At 60.4% G+C, this 19053-nt stretch carries 20 protein-coding genes; 13 read left to right on the forward strand and 7 right to left on the reverse strand.

The annotated features are described in order from the left end of the window. The 7 genes from A3714_RS14835 to A3714_RS14865 all read left to right on the forward strand — a co-directional run. Positions 1 to 461 (forward strand): S1 RNA-binding domain-containing protein (locus A3714_RS14835; RefSeq protein ID WP_156493870.1); only part of this gene is annotated, 461 nt, incomplete at its 5' end. Between the two features lie 97 nt (positions 462 to 558). Next, a complete protein-coding gene (gene gshA, locus A3714_RS14840; RefSeq protein ID WP_063508425.1) occupies positions 559 to 2115 on the forward strand; it encodes a glutamate--cysteine ligase in 1557 nt (518 codons plus the stop codon). A 346-nt stretch (positions 2116 to 2461) separates the two neighbouring features. Next, a complete protein-coding gene (rmf, locus tag A3714_RS14845; protein WP_062815399.1) occupies positions 2462 to 2653 on the forward strand; it encodes a ribosome modulation factor in 192 nt (63 codons plus the stop codon). Positions 2654 to 2832: 179 nt separating this feature from the next. Further along, complete coding sequence (locus A3714_RS14850) at positions 2833 to 3339, forward strand: disulfide bond formation protein B (protein WP_063508424.1); 507 nt, start codon at positions 2833 to 2835, stop codon at positions 3337 to 3339. A gap of 6 nt (positions 3340 to 3345) precedes the next feature. Beyond that, positions 3346 to 3717, forward strand: a complete 372-nt coding sequence (locus A3714_RS14855; protein ID WP_062815397.1) for a CidA/LrgA family protein — start codon at positions 3346 to 3348, stop codon at positions 3715 to 3717. Continuing rightward, positions 3707 to 4432, forward strand: coding sequence for an LrgB family protein (locus A3714_RS14860; protein WP_062815396.1), 726 nt, complete (start codon positions 3707 to 3709; stop codon positions 4430 to 4432). The genes A3714_RS14855 and A3714_RS14860 overlap by 11 nt, the downstream gene beginning before the upstream one ends. A 434-nt stretch (positions 4433 to 4866) precedes the next feature. Next, entirely contained in the window at positions 4867 to 5352 is a 486-nt protein-coding gene (locus tag A3714_RS14865) for an Rsd/AlgQ family anti-sigma factor (RefSeq protein ID WP_063508423.1), read from the forward strand. A gap of 307 nt (positions 5353 to 5659) precedes the next feature. On the opposite strand, the gene A3714_RS14870 is transcribed toward A3714_RS14865, so the two are convergent. Then, the gene (locus A3714_RS14870; protein WP_063508422.1) at positions 5660 to 6382 is read right to left on the reverse strand and encodes an FKBP-type peptidyl-prolyl cis-trans isomerase; all 723 of its coding nucleotides are present in this window, start codon (positions 6380 to 6382) and stop codon (positions 5660 to 5662) included. Positions 6383 to 6398: 16 nt separating this feature from the next. Further along, positions 6399 to 6740: a DUF4124 domain-containing protein gene (locus A3714_RS14875; protein ID WP_062815393.1), complete on the reverse strand. Its 342-nt coding sequence runs from the start codon at positions 6738 to 6740 to the stop codon at positions 6399 to 6401. A gap of 201 nt (positions 6741 to 6941) precedes the next feature. Between A3714_RS14875 and A3714_RS14880 the strand changes: the two genes are divergently transcribed. Then, positions 6942 to 7682, forward strand: a complete 741-nt coding sequence (locus A3714_RS14880) for a ParA family protein (protein ID WP_062815392.1) — start codon at positions 6942 to 6944, stop codon at positions 7680 to 7682. A gap of 249 nt (positions 7683 to 7931) precedes the next feature. Here the strand turns inward: A3714_RS14880 and bioA are convergent, their stop codons facing one another. Then, on the reverse strand, positions 7932 to 9206 hold the full coding sequence (gene bioA, locus A3714_RS14885; RefSeq protein ID WP_063508421.1) for an adenosylmethionine--8-amino-7-oxononanoate transaminase: 1275 nt from the start codon (positions 9204 to 9206) through the stop codon (positions 7932 to 7934). A 330-nt stretch (positions 9207 to 9536) separates the two neighbouring features. Continuing rightward, positions 9537 to 10001 (reverse strand): TIGR02444 family protein, encoded by a 465-nt coding sequence (locus A3714_RS14890; RefSeq protein WP_062815390.1) that lies wholly within the window; start codon positions 9999 to 10001, stop codon positions 9537 to 9539. Positions 10002 to 10063: 62 nt separating this feature from the next. Here A3714_RS14890 and A3714_RS14895 point away from each other — a divergent pair, with 62 nt between their 5' ends. Continuing rightward, complete coding sequence (locus A3714_RS14895) at positions 10064 to 11980, forward strand: ATP-binding cassette domain-containing protein (protein ID WP_063508420.1); 1917 nt, start codon at positions 10064 to 10066, stop codon at positions 11978 to 11980. 22 nt (positions 11981 to 12002) lie between these two features. Here A3714_RS14895 and A3714_RS14900 read toward each other — a convergent pair whose 3' ends face one another. Together A3714_RS14900 and A3714_RS14905 are read right to left on the reverse strand one after the other, a co-directional pair. Continuing rightward, a complete protein-coding gene (locus A3714_RS14900) occupies positions 12003 to 12692 on the reverse strand; it encodes an anti-sigma factor domain-containing protein (RefSeq protein ID WP_062815388.1) in 690 nt (229 codons plus the stop codon). Continuing rightward, a complete protein-coding gene (locus A3714_RS14905) occupies positions 12689 to 13234 on the reverse strand; it encodes an RNA polymerase sigma factor (RefSeq protein ID WP_062815387.1) in 546 nt (181 codons plus the stop codon). Before A3714_RS14905 ends, A3714_RS14900 begins: the two co-directional genes overlap by 4 nt. Before the next feature lie 172 nt (positions 13235 to 13406). Between A3714_RS14905 and A3714_RS14910 the strand changes: the two genes are divergently transcribed. The 4 genes from A3714_RS14910 (at position 13407) to A3714_RS14925 (ending at position 17536) form a co-directional block, all read left to right on the forward strand. Beyond that, a complete protein-coding gene (locus A3714_RS14910) occupies positions 13407 to 14927 on the forward strand; it encodes a DUF4331 domain-containing protein (protein ID WP_062815386.1) in 1521 nt (506 codons plus the stop codon). A gap of 11 nt (positions 14928 to 14938) precedes the next feature. Continuing rightward, on the forward strand, positions 14939 to 15184 hold the full coding sequence (locus tag A3714_RS14915; protein WP_062815385.1) for a hypothetical protein: 246 nt from the start codon (positions 14939 to 14941) through the stop codon (positions 15182 to 15184). A gap of 133 nt (positions 15185 to 15317) precedes the next feature. Further along, positions 15318 to 16415, forward strand: a complete 1098-nt coding sequence (locus A3714_RS14920; RefSeq protein WP_063526283.1) for a lipopolysaccharide assembly protein LapB — start codon at positions 15318 to 15320, stop codon at positions 16413 to 16415. Then, a complete protein-coding gene (locus A3714_RS14925; RefSeq protein ID WP_063508418.1) occupies positions 16412 to 17536 on the forward strand; it encodes a HupE/UreJ family protein in 1125 nt (374 codons plus the stop codon). The genes A3714_RS14920 and A3714_RS14925 overlap by 4 nt, the downstream gene beginning before the upstream one ends. Positions 17537 to 17818: 282 nt before the next feature. Here the strand turns inward: A3714_RS14925 and A3714_RS14930 are convergent, their stop codons facing one another. Further along, positions 17819 to 18985 carry an acetyl-CoA C-acetyltransferase gene (locus A3714_RS14930; RefSeq protein ID WP_063508417.1) on the reverse strand — a complete coding sequence of 389 codons (1167 nt, stop codon included), beginning with the start codon at positions 18983 to 18985 and terminating at the stop codon, positions 17819 to 17821. Positions 18986 to 19053 lie beyond the last annotated feature (68 nt).

A 19053-nucleotide genomic window follows, 5' to 3' on the forward strand; every position in this document is an offset into this window, starting at 1 on the left:
CGGAATTCAAGGCTGCCGTCTTCAAGGAAGGGGTGGAAACCCTCAAGGACCTGAAGCCCTCCATGATTCTGGAAGGTACGGTGACCAACGTGACCAACTTCGGCGCCTTCGTGGATATCGGCGTGCATCAGGATGGTCTGGTTCACGTCTCCGCCCTGGCCGACAAATTCGTGGAAGACCCCCACGATGTGGTCAAGCCCGGGGATATCGTCAAGGTGAAAGTGCTGGAAGTGGACCTGGACCGCAAACGCATCAGCCTGACCATGCGCATGGACGATCAGCCCGCCGAGAAAGCGGCCGGGCAGCGCCCTGCCAGCGCCCGCAAGGGCAATGGTGGCGGCCAGCGCCAGGGCGGCAACAAGCGTGGCGGAGGCCAGCCCCAGAACACCGGTGGCGGCACCTTCGCGGACCTGTTCGCCAAGGCCAAGGACGAGCAGAAGAAAGGCAAGAAGCGCCTGTGACCCGGTGACTTCTCTCTGTCATTCTACTGCCCCATGATTGTCGGATTTCCGTCACACCCGCCGCCGGGCTCGCCCGGCGGGACGACAGGGCCAAACCATGAAACTTGAACAGCGTATTCACGCCCTGCTGGACTCAGACGCCGCCGCCACCCTGGCGGGTATCCGCCGCGGCATCGAAAAAGAAAGCCTGCGCATTACCACCGATGGCACCCTGGCCCAGACGCCCCATCCCACCGCGCTGGGCTCTGCGCTCACTCACCCCTATATCACCACGGACTATTCCGAAGCCCTGCTGGAATTCATCACCCCGCCCAGCACCGAGCTGCACAAGCCGCTGGAATTTCTCGAGCAGCTGCACCGCTACGTTTACAGCCATATCGGTGACGAGGTGCTGTGGGTCAACTCCATGCCGTGCATGATCAGCAACGATGCTGACGTGCCGGTGGCACAGTACGGCAGCTCCAATGTGGGTCGCATGAAGAGCGTCTACCGGGAAGGGCTGGGTCACCGCTATGGCCGCAAGATGCAGACCATTGCCGGCATCCATTACAACTTTTCCTACCCGGAAGAATTCTGGAAACTGAACCAGGTACTGGAAGGGGAAAGAGGCCCGCTGCAGGACTATATCTCCAAGCGCTATTTCGATCTGACCCGCAACTTCCAGCGTTATTCCTGGCTGCTGGTGTACCTGTTCGGCGCCTCACCGGCCCTGTGCAAATCCTTCCTGGCCGGTCGTGAGCACCAGCTGGATACCTTTGACCACACCCTGTTCAAACCCAACGCCACCAGCCTGCGCATGAGCGATCTGGGCTACCAGAACAATGCCCAGTCGTCCCTGGCAATCAGCTACAACAATCTGGACGAGTATGTGGCCACCCTGACCCACGCCATCAAGACGCCGGAACCGGCCTACGAAAAGATCGGCGTAAAGGTGGGCAACGACTATCGCCAGCTGAATGCCAACATCCTGCAGATCGAGAACGAGTACTACTCCTCGATCCGCCCCAAGCGCACCATCAACAAGGGCGAGCGCCCCACCACCGCTCTGCAGAAGCGCGGCGTGGAATATATCGAGATCCGCGCCCTGGATCTGAACCCGTTCGAACCGGTGGGCATCAACCAGCAGGAAATCCGTTTCCTGGACCTGTTTGCCACCTACTGCCTGCTGCGCGAATCCCCGCAACTGGAAAAGTGCGACCTGCATGCCAGCAAGGAAAACCTGCGCAAGGTGGTCTACGACGGCCGCAACACCGCCATCGAACTGTGCAACTGGGGCAAGGCCGTATCACTGAAAGACTGGGCGACAGAAAAACTGCAGCAGATGCAGCCCATCGCCGAACTGTTCGACCGCACCCATGGCGGCAACAACTACAGCGACGCCCTGGCCCGCCAGCAGGAAAAGGTGGACAACCCGGACACCACCCCATCGGCCCGGATTCTCGACAAACTGGAAAGCCGCCAGCAAAGTTTCTTCCAGTTCGCCATGAACCAGGCCCTGGCCCATCGGGACCACTTCCTCTCCCGGCAGCGCTGCGACGACACCAACCAGCGCCTGGAACAACTGGCCGCTCACAGTCTGACCGAGCAGCGGCACTGGGAAGATGCGGAAACCCAGAGTTTCGAGGATTATCTGGCGGATTACTTCCGCGACTAAAGCGAGAAGCGAAGAGCGCGTTTCAGAATACGGACTGTTTTGCCTTTCGCTTCTCGCCCCTCGTAACTCGTAACCCGTTTCTCGTAACTCTTGCGCAACCGCCCCGCGTGCGATGAAGCCACAGCGCACACCGGGAAAATCCTATCTCAGGGTTCCCGGTGTGCTCTGGAATGAAACGGGTTGCCGTTATGCCTGGTGCAGTTGTCACACACCCGCTGTGCGCCATGTCCCAACACCATGCCCCGATCCGGTTTTTGTGCAATTTCACAACAAAAATACGTGCTTCTTCCCTATTCAACCGGGCTTGCGGTGGTAGTCTCGGACTAACCAGCAAGGGAGTGTCGCGATGCCGGATCGTGATCAGTGCGAAAAAGCCTACAACCAGGGATGCATGTGGGGCATGGGCGGGGGTGACAGTAATCGTTGTCCCTACCCTGCCGACGATGCCTTGGCAGAATGGTGGTTTCAGGGATGGGAAGCCGGTATGGATGCCTGGCATGACCGCAACCTGCGCGAGCAGGAAGCGCGTCAGGCCTGACACCATTCGGACAGCAGCCCTACCCTCTACCTCCATCCTGTGGCAGCGGTCGTTCTCTCGCGAATGCCCTGCCCCATGAAGATCGCGATGGAACGACCGCCCCCACGGCTCCATCCCACCCTTGCCGCCAACCCCGCTTTTGCCTACCCTTCGCCGGTCCCCGACGAAAAGAGTGGCCCATGCTGTCCCTGATCCCCGCACCCCGTCAGCTCAACCTGCTTGCCCTGCTGGCCTGTATTGCCGCCATGGCCGGTGCCCTTTATCTGCAACACGTGGACGGCCTTGAGCCCTGCCCGCTGTGTATCTTCCAGCGCATCGGCGTGATCGCCGCCGCTGTGGTTCTGCTGATTGCTGCCCTGCATGGGCCCAAGGGTTTCGGGGTGCGCATTTACGGCGCGCTTACCGGGCTGGCAGCCATCGCTGGCGGCGCCGTCTCCGTCCGTCATATCTGGCTGCAGAGTCTGCCGGCGGACCAGGTTCCCGCCTGTGGTCCCGGCCTCAACTACATGCTGGACGTCTTTCCCCTGCAAAGCGTCATTCAGGAAGTGCTGGCCGGTTCCGGGGAGTGCGCGGAGATGGACTGGTCTTTCCTGGGGCTGAGTCTGCCGGCCTGGTCTCTGGTGGTATTTTCCGGTCTGCTACTGGTCGCCCTGGTGCAACTGTTCCGCCCCCTGTCCAGATCCTGATCCGCCATGATCGACGGCCTGCTGATCCTGCTGTTTTTCCAGTTCCTCGGTGAGGTGGTCATCCGTCTCACCGGCATCCCCCTGCCCGCCTCGGTGGTCGGCATGGTGCTGTTGTTACTGGCACTGTTGCTCAATGTGCCCTTCAGCCAGCGGGTGGCTCCCGCCGCCGGCGCCCTGATCAAACACATCAGCCTGCTGATTTTCCCACTGGGGGTGGGCATCGTGCTGCAATGGCACCGCTATGAAGACTATGCGCTGGCGCTGGGCGTCGCTGTAGTACTGGGCACCCTGCTAAGCCTGGTGCTGGTGACGCTGATGCTGAAGAAACTGCTGGGCGGCAAGCATGGCGAATCAGCGGGAGGCCGCCATGATGGATAAACTGGATAGCCTGGCCGGCCTGGTACACACCCCCCTGTTCGGTATCCTGCTGACCCTGGCCAGCTACCGTTTTGCCCTGTGGGTATACGGGCGCAGCAACAGCCTGCCCCTGTTCCACCCCTTCCTGGTGGCCTCGATCCCGGTGATTATCGTATTACCCCTGGTGGGGGTGGATTATGAAGAATACCGGGACCAGACCACGCTGATCTCTTTCCTGCTGGGCCCCGCCACCGTGGCCCTGGCCTGGCCCCTGTACCGGCAGCTACACACCGTACGCAGCGTACTCACGCCAATCCTGATCGCCACCGTGCTGGGCGCCTTTATCTCCGCCGCCATCGCCGTGGGGCTGGCCTGGTGGCTGGGCGCCCCGGCGGAGGTGGTGGGCTCGCTGGCCCCGAAATCCATCACCACCCCGATTGCCGTGGAGGTGGTGCAATCCACCGGCGGCTTTGTCTCCCTCGCCGCCGGCGCGGTGGCCATCACCGGCATTGTCGGCGCCCTGGCCGCCGGTCCCATCTTCCGGCTGCTCAAGGTCACCGACCATCGCATCAAGGGCTTTGCCCTGGGTCTGGTGGCCCATGCCATCGGCACCGCCCGTGCCTTCGAATACGGCGAAAAGGCCGGCGCTTTTGCCGGTCTGGCATTGGGTCTCTGCGGGCTGGTCACGGCAATGGCCCTGCCCTGGCTTTGGCCCTGGGTGGCGCAGTATCTCTAGACCGCATTCTTCACTAGCACGCTCCCGGCTCAGATCAACCTCAAGCTACAAGCTACAACGCGAGTGTGGATTTGTCTGTTTTTCAAAGCAATCAGGCCGCGCCCACAGCTATGGGCGCGGCCCGTTACATTCGGGACAAATAGGACATTCAACCGCGTTGCAGCTTGTAGCTTGAGGCTTGAGGCTTGTATTCAGCGTCACATCCAGCACCACACTCCTGCCGCCGAGGATAAGCGTCGCCCTCTTGCCCCTGGCGCTCTAAAAACCCGCTGTTTAGAAGAAATTTGTCTTTAGCCACAAGTGGCTGAGATATCGTGGGTTTTCTTCCTGACCCGGATTCGCGCCGGTTTTGCCCCATTGCCAGCACGGTACCGCCGGTTCTAGGCTCGATAGCCCAATCCGACAATCGTCAATGGCGACGCCGAGGAGGAACCATGGCGAGCTCCCATTCCGCCGCACTGGCACAGTGGCGGCGCATTGAAGCACTGGTCCAAGCCTGGCTGGATGAACGCCAGCAACTGATCGTGCTGCTTTGCACCCTGCAGGGCCTGAAAGGTCTGTCCGATCACCGTCAGCCACTGCAGAAGCAGGTCCAGCAATTTTGTCAGTTGCTGATGGACTACATCAGTGCCGGTTACTTCGAGGTGTACCGGGAACTGGTCAACGAGGCTCGCCACTTCCACCGCGACAATCCCACACTGACCCGCCAGATTCTCAAGCAGCTGGACAGCTCCACCGACGAAGCGCTGGCTTTCAACGAGGATTTCCAGCACCCGGAGCAATGGCTAGTTCAGCGGAATCAGCTCCCGGAACGGATTGCCCTGCTGATGCAGACCCTGGAAGAACGCTTTGCACTGGAAGACCAGTTGATTCTGAGCATTCACCAGCAGGAACCGCCGCAGCAGCAGGCGATGCATTGAAAGCAGCGGCAAGCCAGGAGCTTCAAGCTGCAACTCGAAGAAATGCATAGCGTGCAACAGCACCCGCCGTGCTCCGCGCTTCAAGGCTAAATGTAGGAGCGCCTCTGGAGGCGCGAATGAAGGTGACGACCACCTAACCGGTTAAATGAAACCTGTCGAGTGCGGATATTCCTGATCGCCCTGCGGGCGATTCCCCGCCACGCGTGGTTCGCCATGCAAGCATAGCTCCTACAGAAATAATGGCGTCCGAATCAACAAAAAAGGGCGCCCGAGGGCGCCCTTTTTTTGAAGCATGTCACGACGGGATTTATTCCTCGTCAGCACTCGCTTCGTTACCGCTGCCTTTTACGTCCAGCAGTTCGATCTCGAAGATCAGCGCCTGGTTGGGGCCGATATCGCCACCGGCGCCCTGCTCACCATAGCCCAGAGACGGCGGGACAAAGACTTTCCACTTGTCGCCTTCCTTCATCATCGGCAGCGCTTCCTGCCAGGCCGGAATGATGTGCTGCAGGCCGAAGCTGGCCGGCTGACCACGCTCTACGGAGCTGTCGAACACGGTGCCATCCGGCAGGGTGCCGTGGTAGTGCACTTCCACGGTGTCTTCCAGAGTGGGGGAGGCAGCGCCTTCCTCACCGGATTCCAGCACTTCGTACTGCAGGCCGCTGTCGGTCACGGTAACGCCATCGCGCTCGGCGTTCTCGGCCAGGAATTTCTCGCTGGCTTCCAGGTTGTTACCCGCCTGCTCTTCCATCTTCTTCTGCTGGGCTTCAATCATGCGGCCCTGGAAATCACGAATCAGCTGATCCAGATCTTCATCACCCAGCTGTGATTTGCCGTCTTCGGCAAAACCATCACGCAGACCCGCTACCATGGCCTCCAGATCCAGATTCTCCAGGCTGCGCATTTGCTCCGCACTGCGGAAGCCCAGCGCATAGGACGCTTTCTGATCGTCGCTTTTCAGCTCTGCACTTTCCTGACCACATGCTGCCAGCAGGACGGTTCCCGCCAGCACGATTCCCAATTTCTTCATTCTGCCTCCAATTGGCCTACTGTTGTTGTTGCTGTTCCAGACCGCCGCCACCGCGCATTTTCTCAGCGGTGATGGTGGTCGGATTTTTTACGGTAAAGGGTTCCGCCTGCACACCGGGCGGCGGAATCTGGCCATACTGCCAGTTTCCCTGGGGGTCACGCCAGCGATACATCTCCGCGCTTTCCCCGCTTTCCTCCATCCAGGGAGAAATCTTCCGGTCCAGCAACCGTTCCGGCTGCTGCCAGTTCTGTTCCACATGCTGCCAATCCAGCAACGGTTTGCCGCTGCCCAGTGGCACAGTAAACAGGGCGGCCAGCACAACCACCAGCAATACGATGATAATCAACAGATAACGCATGATCCGTTCTCCCCCTTTAGTGAGCCTTCTTCACAGGATTCAGTTCCCTGCAAGAGCAAAATAACATCACAAATTACATCCATACGCCTTATTTTGCGGTACTGTTGGTTTTGTGAGCTGTATCACTTTTCATTCACTCAGTGATCGCGCCACCCCAAACGCCGGGCATACTTCCCCGCAAAAAAACGAATAAGACACGGCATGAATAGCGCACAGAACAGCCCTGCCAAGGGGATCGGCTCCCAACCGCGTTCGTCCGCCCCGTCCCGCATGGTCATTCTGATTGCGAACAGCAAAGGCGGGTGCGGCAAGACCACCATCGCCACCAACCTGGCCTGCTATTATGAGGCACTCGGGAGACGTGTCTCCCTGCTGGATATGGACCCACAGCAATCATCGCTGCAATGGCTGAAATTACGCCAGAACACCACGATTCACGGTTTATCCTGGCCCGCCGGCGAGCCGGTTTCCCTTGGACGACTGCAGCAGAAGCTGGACCAGGCGGCGCCGGTGACCATCATTGACTCACCCGCTGGCCTGGACCCTCATCATCTTGATCACCTGCTGCGCCTGTCCCAGGTGGTATTGGTTCCCGTGCTGCCCAGCCCCATCGATATTCGCGCCACCACCCGTTTTCTGCAAACCGTGATGCTTGCTCCCAGCTACCGGCGGCGGCCGCGTCGACTGGCCGTGATTGCCAATCGCTCACGCACCCGCACCCGCATGTACGAATCCCTGCGCCAGTTTCTCGCCAGCCTGAAGATTCCTTATCTGGTGACCCTGCGCGATACCCAGCTTTATGTTCAGGCCATGAGCAATGGCGAGGGCGTCCTGGACGCTGCTGTTTCCCGCCACCTGGACGACCAGCAGCATTGGCGCCGCATTGGCGAATGGCTGGAAGTACAACGCCACCTGATACAGACCATGCCGGGGTTTCGGTAAAAGCAGCGGCGAGCGATCCGCTTCGAGCTGCAAAGCAAAGCCCCCTGCCAGCCACGAACGCAACAATGCAGACTGTAGGAGCTATGCTTGCATGGCGAACCGCGCGTTAGCGCGGAAATCGCTCACTGAGCTTGATCCGGGGCGGTCAGGACGGCGCAGATCGCAGGCCCCAGCAAGAATGTCGAAACACGTTACGCACTGTCGCCTCGCTGCGCGAGGTTCGCCATGCAAGCATAGCTCCTACAGTGGCTACGTAGCTTCGGCCAGGTCACGCATCGCCCCGGTGAGCTTGCTCAGGTCCGCCGGCTCGATCACGAACGGCGGCATGATGTAGACCAGTTTGCCGAACGGACGGATCCATACGCCCTGCTCCACAAAGCGCGCCTGCACCTGTTCCATGGCCACCGGTTCCTTCATTTCCATCACGCCGATGGCGCCCAACACCCGGGTATCCGCCACCGCAGGCAGGTCCTTGAGTGGCAGCAACTCCGCCTTTAGCTGCGCCTCGATGGCCGCCACTTTTTCCTGCCAGCCGGAATCCAGCAGTAGCTGAATGCTGGCATTGGCCACCGCACAGGCCAGCGGGTTGCCCATGAAGGTGGGCCCGTGCATCAAGACACCGGCCTCGCCATCGCAAATACCGGCCGCCACCTGATCGGTACACAGGGTCGCCGCCAGGGTCATGTAGCCACCGGTGATAGCCTTGCCCAGGCAGAGAATGTCCGGGCACACATCCGCATGCTCCAGCGCAAACAGCTTGCCGGTGCGACCAAAGCCGGTGGCAATTTCATCAAAGATCAGCAGCACCCCATACTGATCACAGAGGGCGCGCACCGCCTTCAGGTAGGTGGGGTGGTACATGCGCATGCCACCGGCCCCCTGTACCACCGGCTCCAGAATCACGGCGGCGATCTCCTGATGATGATCCGCCAGCATTTGCTGGATGGAATTGAGATCATCGGTATCAAAGTCACTGTCGTAGGGGCACTGCGGCGCCTCGGCAAAGAAGTGCTTGGGCAGCACCCCGCTGAACAGGGAGTGCATCCCGTTGACCGGGTCGCAGGCGGCCATGGCCCCGAAGGTATCGCCGTGATAGCCATTGCGCAGGGCCAGCAATTTATCCTTGCCGCTGTGTCCCTGGCTGAGCCAGTACTGCAGGGCCATCTTGATGGCCACCTCCACGGAGACTGAGCCGCTGTCAGCCAGAAACACCTTCTCCAACGGGTCCGGCGTCAATGCCACCAGTTTCTTGCCCAACTCCACCGCCGGTTCATGGGTCAGCCCACCGAACATCACATGAGCCATACGGTCGATCTGGTCCTTGGCAGCCTGGTTGAGCACCGGATGGTTATAGCCATGTACCGCCGCCCACCAGGACGACATGCCATCCACCAGCTCGCGCCCGTCTTCCAGCGTCAAGCGCACCCCTTCGGCTCTGGCCACCGCAAAGGTGGGCAAGGGTTTCGAGGTGGACGTATAGGGATGCCAGAGATGATCGCGGTCGAAGGCCAGGTCGGTGGTCATGGGACAGTCCGGTGAAACACAAGGGGAATGAAGGATGGCAGGAGGACGTTAAAAGTTCAAAGCGCGAGAGCGCGAGGTGGTGGCACCGTAGGAGCTCCTCTTGAGGGGCGAACCGCGTGTCAACGCGGAATCGGCCGAAGGCCGATCAGGAATGTCAGGACTCAACAGGCTTTTCTGGAAAGGGATGGGAGTAGCTGCGATACCGTTTCCTCGCCAAGGCTCGGATTCGCACCTCAAGAGGTGTATTCGCTACGCTCACCCTTCGGGCCGCACTGCACAACGTGCGTTACTCCGCTACGCTCCGTTCCTACAGCGGCTTCGTCGCAATGCCTAGAGCGCTACCAGATCGTTGAGAGCGCCCTGCACCCCCTCACACTGCGCCGTTTCCGGCACCAGCACCAACAACCAGGCCATGGCATCCACCGGCTTGCCGGCAGGCAACAGGTTGTCGCAGAGGGTCGGCAGGGTTGTCAGCAGCCAGCGCTCACCTTCCAGCTCCACCTGTTGGAGTTGCCGCTTGAATTCCGGCAGCCGCGCATCGTCGCCAGCCTTGCGGCGAACGGCCCGCAGTGGGCGCAGATAATCGGCTTCGAATTGCCCGGCCAGCTCCGCCATTCGGCGCCCTACTCCTGCATCCGGCTGCTTGCCTGATTCTGCCAGCCACAGGCCGGACAGCAACAGGGCCACCGGCACCTGATATTCGTCCTGCAGGTGCAGGCAGGCTCGCTCAAAATCCTTGTCCTGCCATCGCCCCAGGGCATAGCGCCACAGATCCTGCTTTATGGAGTCGTCCACGGTTCCCCCGTTACCTTTGCTGGCTTACACTGCGCCGGTTCTCATCAATCCCGGATCTATCCATGCTCTCTCTGGAACACATCAACCTTCGCCGCGGCCCCGACCTGTTGCTGGAAGACGCCAGCGTGGTCCTGCACAAGGGCTGGCGCGTGGGGCTGGTGGGCCGCAACGGCACCGGCAAGAGTTCGCTGTTCAAGCTTATCATGGGCGAACTGGAGAGCGACGGCGGCAACCTGAACCTGCCCGCGGACTGGCGCCTGGCCATGATGGCCCAGGAAGTACCCGCACTGGAACAGCCGGCCATCGACTATGTGCTTGACGGCCATCGCGCCCTGCGCCGGGCAGAGAAAGCACTTGCAGACGCGGAAGCCGCCGGTGACAACCACGCCATCGCCCATGCCCATGGCGAACTGGAAGCCCTGCACGCCTGGCAACAGCCGGCCCGGGCCGCCACCCTGCTGGCCGGGCTCGGTTTCAGCGAAGCGCAGCAACAGCAGCCAGTGGCCAGTTTTTCCGGGGGCTGGCGCATGCGCCTGAACCTGGCCCAGGTATTGATGAGCGATGCGGACCTGCTGCTGCTCGATGAGCCCACCAACCACCTGGATCTGGATGCCATCCTCTGGTTGCAAAGCTACCTGGTGCAGCAACCGGGGGCGCTGCTGGTGATCTCCCACGACCGCGCCTTCCTGGATGCCACCGTCAACCAGATCCTGCATATCGAACACAAACAGCTGAAGCACTACAGCGGCGGCTATTCGGATTTTGAACGTCAGCGCGCCGAACAGCTGTCCCTGCAACAGAAGATGCATGAAAAGCAGCAGGCCCAGGTGGCCCACATGCAGAAGTTCATCGCCCGCTTCAAGGCCAAGGCGTCCAAGGCCAAGCAGGCGCAAAGCCGGGTCAAGGCACTGGAACGACTGGAACTGATCGGCCCGGCCCATGTGGATTCCGGGTTCAGTTTCGATTTCCACAAGCCCGACAAACTGCCCAACCCCATGGAAAATCTGGATGCGGTGCGCTGCGGTTACCGTAGCGAGCAGGGAGAGGTGGCCATTCTCGACAATGTCTGCCTGAGCTTGCGACCGGAATCGCGACTGGGTTTGCTGGGGCCCAACGGCGCCGGTAAATCCACCCTGATCCGCACCCTGGTGGGCGAGCTGGCGCCCCTGGCGGGCCGGTTCGACAAGGACAACGACCTGGCGGTTGGCTACTTCCACCAGCAACAGGTGGACCGGCTGGATCACAGCGATACGCCCTACCAGATGCTGTCACGTTTCCATCCCAAATGGAGTGAATCCGCCTTGCGCAGCGAGCTGGGCCGGTTCGGCTTTCACGGTGATGATGTGTTTGCCCCGGTGGGACGTTTTTCCGGGGGGGAGAAATCGCGCCTGGCACTGGCCATGATCGTGCAGGAAAAACCGGCGCTGCTGATTCTGGATGAACCCGCCAACCACCTGGACCTGGACATGCGAGAGGCCCTGAATATGGCCCTGCAGGCCTTTGAAGGGGCAGTGGTGATGGTATCCCACGACCGGCACCTGCTGGAAACCACCGTGGATGAGTTCTGGCTGGTGGCCAATGGTTCGGTGACCCGATTCGAGGGTGACCTGGATGACTACGGCCGCTGGCTGCAGCAGAACCGCCGTGACGGCAAACCCGTCAAGGAAGAAAAAGCCGGCGATGGCCTGGATGCCAAAGCCCGCCGCCAGCAGGCCGCCCAGCAACGGGAACAGTTACGCCCCCTCAAGCGGCAAGTGGAAAAACTGGAGAAACAGCTCAGCCAATGTGACCAGGAACTGGCCAAGATCGAAACCGCCCTGGGCGACGACAGCCTGTACACTGACGACAGCCGTAAAAACGAAATGAATGCATTGCTTGGCGATCAGGCACGCCTGAAAAAACAGCACGACGAGCTGGAAGAACAGTTACTGGAAGCGATGGAGTCGCTGGAGCAAGCCGAAAGTGAACTCACCGTCTGATGCGCCCACTTCCGTTTGCGCGTTACAGCTGCACCAGACGAGTCTGATACACCACCGGACCGGTGGGCTGGCCGGTCGGTGAACCACCCGCCGGTTCCAGGCTGATCGCCAGAGAGCGAGATTGTAACAACTGGCGCACCTGCTGATCGCTGAGATTCATCTGCAACCGGGCACCACCCGTGGGCAGCAATGCCAGTGATATCGGCGCACCGGATTCCGGAAGCAACCACAACTGGTAATCCCTGCCACCGTCCGCCGGCTGAACCGGCGGCATGGCCTTCACGCTCAAGCGCTGATCCCCAGAGGCGTTCACCAGCCACAGGGGCTCGGCCTGCTGACTCTGCACCACACCCACATAATGCGTCACTACTGGCGGTGAGGGCGTCCACAGCAGCAAGGCAAAAACGCCCAGCACGGCGATACCCGTGCTCCAGCGCCAGGCGGTCAGGGTCTGCCACCACCGCGCAGCCACCGGTGCCGTGGCTGGAAAGAGTCGTTGCTCGATGCTGTTCCACACGGCCCTCGGAGCAACCTCTTCCGGCAAGGATTCATTGAAAGGTTGCAGCCGTCGCTCCCAGTACCACACCTGACGGCGCACCCGGGCAGAGACCATCATCCAGCGCTCGAAACGTCGCCTGGCGGCACCCTGCAGCGTACCAACCACATATTCTGCGGCCAGCGCATGATTCCGTTCGTAATTATCCGGCTTCATGTGTCCAGACACCGGCGCAATACATCCAGCCCGCGACGAATCCAGCTTTTTGTGGTTCCCAGCGGCTCACCCATGGCGACCGCCAGCTCCTGATGAGTGAAACCACGAAAGTAGGCCATCTCGATACTGGAACGATACCGTTCATCCAGATCTTTCAGGCAGTGATTGAGTCGTTGACGATCAAGCAGATTGCCAACATTATCCATCGGGCCCAGGGTGTTGCTTTCCTGACGGTCACTTACGCTATCGTAATCCGCTTCGTGGCGACGACGACGCAAGGCATCAAGACAGCGATAACGGCCTATGGACATCATCCAGGTCTGCACGCTGCCGCGATCACAATGGTATTCGCCGGCGTGGTGCCAGACCTGGATATAGGTTTCCTGGAGCACGTCACAGGCCTCATCACGATCACGCAGCAAGTGCACACACATGCCAAATACGGCGCGATGGGTTTTCTGATAAAAACCAGCAAAAGCCTGACGGTCGCCCTGAGCGATGCGAGCCAGTGCGCGTACTAGTCCGTCGTCTGCTTTCGCCATGACTAGGCACCCCCTGTATTACCATAAGTCGTTCCTCACTAATGACAGATGCGTTGTCGTTAATACGTGAAAAAAACCGATTTGGATGCACAAAAAAAAGAAAAAGAAATTCTGCATCCAGTTCCTTTCCTGACGCGTACTACTCTCACACCGACAAGAAAGGAGATTCGTCATGCTATCCCGCCTTACCCTGCTTCCTGCGGCCTGTGCTGCCGCCACTCTGCTGGCCAGTGCCGGCACGATGGCATCCAGCCACCGAGAAGCGCCATTTATCACCGGCATGCCCAAAGTCGACGGTACGGATTTCTATATGTTCAACAGTTATGAATCCGGCCGAGAGGGTTATGTCACTCTGATCGCCAACTACCTGCCCCTGCAGGATGCCTACGGTGGCCCCAATTATTTTTCTCTGGACGATGATGCCATCTATGAAATTCACATCGACAACGATGGCAACGCGGAAGAAAACATTACCTTCCGTTTCCAGTTCAACACCGAACGCCGCGACCTGGCGGTCGATGTAGGCGGTACCTCTGTCCCCGTACCATTGATTAATATCGGTGCCGTAACCGGCCAAAACAACGATGCCCAGAATGTACTGGAAAGCTTCACCGTAGAAATGGTGACCGGCGACCGTCGTACCGGCAACGTACAAAACCTGACCAAGGCCGGCAGTGGTGACAGCAGCTTTGCCAAACCGCTGGACAACATCGGCACCAAATCCATTGATGACTACGAAGCCTACGCAGACAACTTTATCTACGACGTGACTATCCCTGACTGCCCCATGCCCGGCCGCGTATTTGCCGGACAGCGCCAGGAAGGTTTTGTCGTCAATCTGGGTGAGGTCTTCGACCTGGTGGCGTTGAATCCGCTGGGTGCACGGGACTCGCGCAGAAACATCATTGCCGACAAGAACATCACCAGCCTGGCACTGGAAGTTCCGGCTGACTGCCTCACTGGTGAGAATACTGTCATCGGCGGCTGGACCACCGCCAGCGTCCGCCAGGCAACGGTCATCAACCCGGCACCGCAGGGTTCCGAGACCACCGGCAGCAGTAACGCCAAAGGCCCGGCAGTGAAAGGCGGCGCCTTTACCCAGGTGTCCCGTCTTGGCTCTCCGCTGGTCAATGAAGTGGTCATCGGCCTGCCCGACAAGGACCGTTTCAACAGCAGTGAACCCAAGGATGATGGTCAGTTTGCTACCTATGTAACCAACCCCAGCCTGCCTGCGCTGGTAGAGATCCTGTTCGGTGTACCGGCGCCGGAAACGCCCCGTAATGACCTGGTCACTGTCTTCCTTACCGGTGTGCCCGGCGTCACTCAATTGCCCACCGTTACCGCCAGCGAAATGCTGCGCCTGAACACCGGGATCCCGGCAACGGCAGCAGGTGGCCAGAATGATCTGGGTGTTGCAGGTGGCGACTTTGCCGGCTTCCCCAATGGCCGACGCCCGATTGATGATGTGGTAGATATCGCCCTCACCGCGGCTGAAGGCTTCCTGTGTGGCGCCGACGTGAACGGTGAAGCTGCGGGTGGCGAAATAGGCTCCTGTGGTACTCAGGACATGCAGGTCAACGGTGGCGCTATCGTCAACGACGGTGCCCTGCCCAACGCGGCGGACTACCTGACCCGTTTCCCCTACCTGAACACCCCACTGCCCGGCGCCGATAACGTTGCCGCAGCAGAGTGAAGGAGGACATCATGCGATATCTACTGGCTACCATCATCAGCCTGAGTGCATTGGTGCTGAGCGGGTGCTTTGGCAGTGACAATGACCGTCCCCGCCAGCAGGCGCCGGTGGCGATCAACTACACCGCCTTTGTGAAAGCTCAGCTAGCCACTAGCGGGGATACCCGGGATCCGGTTCCCATCAATGATACCCGCTTCATTTTTCGTGATCTGAATAACCCGAACGCCTATGACGATGTATTGGCAGCGGAGAAATGAGACCAGCCTCCACTACCGCGATGCGGTAGTGGAGGCTTTTCACCCGCACGTTTCAGAGAGCTTCTCCGGGACTGACAAAGGCGCCAAAATATGGCGTCTTTTGTCGGTTGCGGTGACTCTCTTTTTGTTTTGCATGGCGGCCCCCGCAAGCGCCGCCCCTTACACACCGGGCGGGGACCATGTGGTTCTCGCCCGCCTTCCCCAGGTTCCGGCAACGCTGCAGGCGCCTTCTCCACCCAGCGACCTGTCAGCAGCGCTGGCACTGGCCCGCTCACAGATTGACTATGCCAGTACCCAAGGCGATCCCCGCTTTCTCGGTTACGCCGAGGCCACGCTGGCTCCATTCAGTCAGGACATGTCGTCACCGGCAGCCAACCTGCTGATGGCCCGTATCGAACAGCAACGTCATCAATTTGCCCGCGCCCGTCATCGCCTGACACGACTGCTGGAGCAGTCACCCAACCAGGGACAAGCGTGGCTGATGCTGGCCAATATTGACCGGGTACAAGGCCGGCTCGATGAGGCCCGGCAGGCTTGCCAGGCAGCATCCCGTACGCTGCCGCCCACCACCGTTTTGCTCTGTCAGGCCAGCGTCCAGGCCATCACGGGCCAGCGGGAGCAAGCCTATCGCACCCTGCAGGCCCTGGCATCCAGCCCGGCCGCGCCACAGGGAAAATCCGCCCAATGGCTGAACACCCTGAGCGCGGAAATAGCGCTGCAACAGGGCCGTCTCGAACTGGCCACCGAGCACCTGCGTGACGCCTTGCAACAGGCCCCGGATGATCCCTATCTACGCTACCTGCAAAGTGACCTGTGGCTGGCCAGCAACCAGGCACAGGCGGTCATCCGCGATCTCACCAACTGGCAGGACAGGGAAGGCGCCTTGCTGAGGCTGGCCATTGCCGGGCAACGCCTTGAGCACCCTCAGGCCCAGGCCTGGCGGCAGGACTACCGGGCCCGTATGGCCGCTGACCAGGACACCGGTCGCCAGCGCCACCTGCGCGAGCACGCCCGCTTCCTGCTTGAAGTAGAGTCCGATCCGCAAGGCGCCCTCACCCTGGCCCGGGAAAACTGGCAGCAGCAACGGGAACTGGCTGACCTGCGACTGCTGCACGCCAGCGCCATGGCCGCCGACGATCAGGCAACCTTGAGCCAGTTACAGGCCTTTGTAGACCGATACCAGGTTGACGATGCCCAACTCACTCAACCTGCCAAGGGAGCCAGTGAATGAAATCCCTGTCTTTGCTTTTCCTGCTCTTGCTGGCCGGGCAGGCATTCGCCCACAAACCCAGCGACAGCTATCTGGTGATCAACAGCAATGCCGGCAACGCCCTGATAGAGGGGCGCTGGGATATCGCCCTGCGCGACCTGCAGCTGGTGCTGCCCCTGGATCAAAACGGTGATGGCACCATCACCTGGGGGGAACTGCGCCGCCAGCAGCGCAACCTGGACGCTACCGTGCTCCCCACCCTTACCATCGAGGCACTGCATGGCGAGCAGCGACACGCCTGTGCCCTCAACCTGACCCGGCTGCAGGCCATCGACCACGTGGATGGCACCTACGCCGCCCTGCACTGGCGCGGCGATTGCCAGCGGCCGCCGGAGCAATTGGCCGTGGGCTATCAGTTCCTGTTTGATCGAGACCCCACCCACCATGGCCTGCTGCGTCTGGAACAGGGAGACAGCACCCTCACCGCTGTGTTCAGCAACCAGCACCGCCAGCAGCTCATGGGCAGGGATGCCGGTTCCCAATGGCAGGCCTTTCAGGGCTTTATTCGCCAGGGCGTGCATCACATCCTGATCGGTTACGACCATATCCTGTTCCTGCTCACATTACTGTTCCCGGCGGTACTGGTATGGCAACGGGGCGGCTGGCAGCCGGCATCCACCATCACCGGCGCACTTACCCAGACCCTGGCCATTGTCACCGCCTTTACCGTGACCCACTCGCTGACCCTGGCGCTGGCGACACTGGGCATCATTACGTTACCCACCTGGCTGGTGGAGTCCGCCATTGCCATCACCGTGGCCCTTGGTGCAGCGGCAAATCTGGTCCCCCGCCTATTTCCCAAACGCTGGGTGATGGCCTTTGTGTTCGGGCTGATTCATGGGCTGGGCTTTGCCTCGGTACTGGCCGATCTCGGGCTCACTGACAGTGGCATTTTCCTGCCGTTGCTGGGCTTCAATCTGGGGGTGGAACTGGGCCAGGTAGCCATCGTGCTGCTGTTTGTGCCAGCGGCCTATCTGGTCCGGGAAACAGTGGCCTATCGGCGTGTCTTTGTACCGGTGGGGTCGGTGGCCATCATGGTACTGGCCGGGGTGTGGCTGGCAGATAGACTGAGTGGCGCCTGACATGACAGACATGCCGGGCGCCCTCTGACCGTTGCCACAGATTGCGTAGGGTGCACTGAGCCTAAGGCGAACTGCACCGGCCCGGCGTTTGATGGTGCAGTTCGCCTTAGGCTCAGTGCACCCTAGTTCCTTGCAAACAGTGGTTGTTTGCAGCCATAAAAAAGCCGCCCCGGGAAACCGGGGCGGCTTTTTTCAGGTCGAACAACGCCGCCGCGCGGCACCCAACCTTTCATCGCTGGCGAGCACTAACCTCGCGTTTCCACTTTCAACTTGAAACTGCTCTTACAGCACTTCGATGATGGTGGCATTAGCTGTACCCAGGCCTTCGCAGATAGCCAACAGACCGTACTTGCCACCGCGACGCTTGAGTTCGTAGACCAGGGTTCCCATCAACTTGGTGCCGGTGGCACCCAGCGGATGGCCCAGGGCCTGGGCGCCACCGTTGACGTTGAGCTTGTCGTAGTCGGCGCCTACCGCCTTCATCCAGGCCAGGGGCACGGAACCGAAGGCCTCGTTCACTTCATACAGATCGATGTCGCCAATGGTCATGCCGGCCTGCTTGAGCACTTTCTCGGTGGCCGGAATCGGGCCTTCCAGCACCATGGTCGGATCGGAGCCCACCACCGCCATGGCATGGATACGCGCGAGAGGCGTCAGACCGTATTCCTTCACCGCCTTTTCGCTGGCAATCATCACCGCCGACGCGCCATCGGTAATCTGGCTGGCATTGGCGGCGCTGATATGGCCCCCTTCCTGCAGCGGCTGCAGGGCCTTGATGGCATCCAGTTCCGCTTCCCAGCGGATCCCCTCATCGACGATGTGCTCGTCGCTGCTGCCATCTTCCAGGGTAATCGGCACCGGAATGATTTCCTCATTGAAGCGGCCGGCTTCGGTAGCCGCGGCACCGCGCTTGTGGGAATCGTAGGCGAACTGGTCCAGCTCGGCCTTGCTCACACCGTATTTCTCCGCCATGCGTTCGGCACCGATGAACTGGCTGAACGTCTCACCGGGATAACGCTTGCTGATTTCACCGGTGAACGGGTTGCCCATTTCCTTGACCGCAGTGACCGGCGCACCGATGGGCACCTGACTCATGGATTCCACACCACCGGCAATGACCAGATCCTGGGTGCCACTCATGACCGCCTGGGCGGCGAAGTGAATCGCCTGTTGTGAGGAGCCGCACTGGCGGTCGATGGTGACACCGGGGACGGATTCCGGCAGACAGGAGCTGAGAATGGAGGTACGCGCCACATTGAAGGTCTGCGGACCGATCTGGCTCACGCAACCGAAAATCACGTCGTCCACCTTCTCCGGTGCCACACCAATACGATTCACCACCGCATCAATGACCCGGCCACCCATATCCGCCGGGTGCACCTTGCTCAGCCGACCATTTTTCTTGCCACCGGCGGTACGCACCGCCGCTACGATATATGCCTCTGCCACCTTGCCACTCCTCGCATGTCGTTAACGGATCAAGCCTTGTCGTACTGAGGCTACTCGCGGGAATACGA

The organism is Alcanivorax sp. HI0007 (genome assembly GCF_001635525.1).
Taxonomy (GTDB): domain Bacteria; phylum Pseudomonadota; class Gammaproteobacteria; order Pseudomonadales; family Alcanivoracaceae; genus Alcanivorax.

Bases quoted from the DNA above. Each gene is read 5' to 3' on its own strand.
- gshA (WP_063508425.1), top strand. From the start codon at position 559: ATGAAACTTGAACAGCGTATTCACGCCCTGCTGGACTCAGACGCCGCC.
- rmf (WP_062815399.1), top strand. From the start codon at position 2,462: ATGCCGGATCGTGATCAGTGCGAAAAAGCCTACAACCAGGGATGCATG.
- A3714_RS14850 (WP_063508424.1), top strand. From the start codon at position 2,833: ATGCTGTCCCTGATCCCCGCACCCCGTCAGCTCAACCTGCTTGCCCTG.
- A3714_RS14855 (WP_062815397.1), top strand. From the start codon at position 3,346: ATGATCGACGGCCTGCTGATCCTGCTGTTTTTCCAGTTCCTCGGTGAG.
- A3714_RS14860 (WP_062815396.1), top strand. From the start codon at position 3,707: ATGATGGATAAACTGGATAGCCTGGCCGGCCTGGTACACACCCCCCTG.
- A3714_RS14865 (WP_063508423.1), top strand. From the start codon at position 4,867: ATGGCGAGCTCCCATTCCGCCGCACTGGCACAGTGGCGGCGCATTGAA.
- A3714_RS14870 (WP_063508422.1), bottom strand. From the start codon at position 6,382: ATGAAGAAATTGGGAATCGTGCTGGCGGGAACCGTCCTGCTGGCAGCA.
- A3714_RS14875 (WP_062815393.1), bottom strand. From the start codon at position 6,740: ATGCGTTATCTGTTGATTATCATCGTATTGCTGGTGGTTGTGCTGGCC.
- A3714_RS14880 (WP_062815392.1), top strand. From the start codon at position 6,942: ATGAATAGCGCACAGAACAGCCCTGCCAAGGGGATCGGCTCCCAACCG.
- bioA (WP_063508421.1), bottom strand. From the start codon at position 9,206: ATGACCACCGACCTGGCCTTCGACCGCGATCATCTCTGGCATCCCTAT.
- A3714_RS14895 (WP_063508420.1), top strand. From the start codon at position 10,064: ATGCTCTCTCTGGAACACATCAACCTTCGCCGCGGCCCCGACCTGTTG.
- A3714_RS14900 (WP_062815388.1), bottom strand. From the start codon at position 12,692: ATGAAGCCGGATAATTACGAACGGAATCATGCGCTGGCCGCAGAATAT.
- A3714_RS14905 (WP_062815387.1), bottom strand. From the start codon at position 13,234: ATGGCGAAAGCAGACGACGGACTAGTACGCGCACTGGCTCGCATCGCT.
- A3714_RS14910 (WP_062815386.1), top strand. From the start codon at position 13,407: ATGCTATCCCGCCTTACCCTGCTTCCTGCGGCCTGTGCTGCCGCCACT.
- A3714_RS14915 (WP_062815385.1), top strand. From the start codon at position 14,939: ATGCGATATCTACTGGCTACCATCATCAGCCTGAGTGCATTGGTGCTG.
- A3714_RS14920 (WP_063526283.1), top strand. From the start codon at position 15,318: ATGGCGGCCCCCGCAAGCGCCGCCCCTTACACACCGGGCGGGGACCAT.
- A3714_RS14925 (WP_063508418.1), top strand. From the start codon at position 16,412: ATGAAATCCCTGTCTTTGCTTTTCCTGCTCTTGCTGGCCGGGCAGGCA.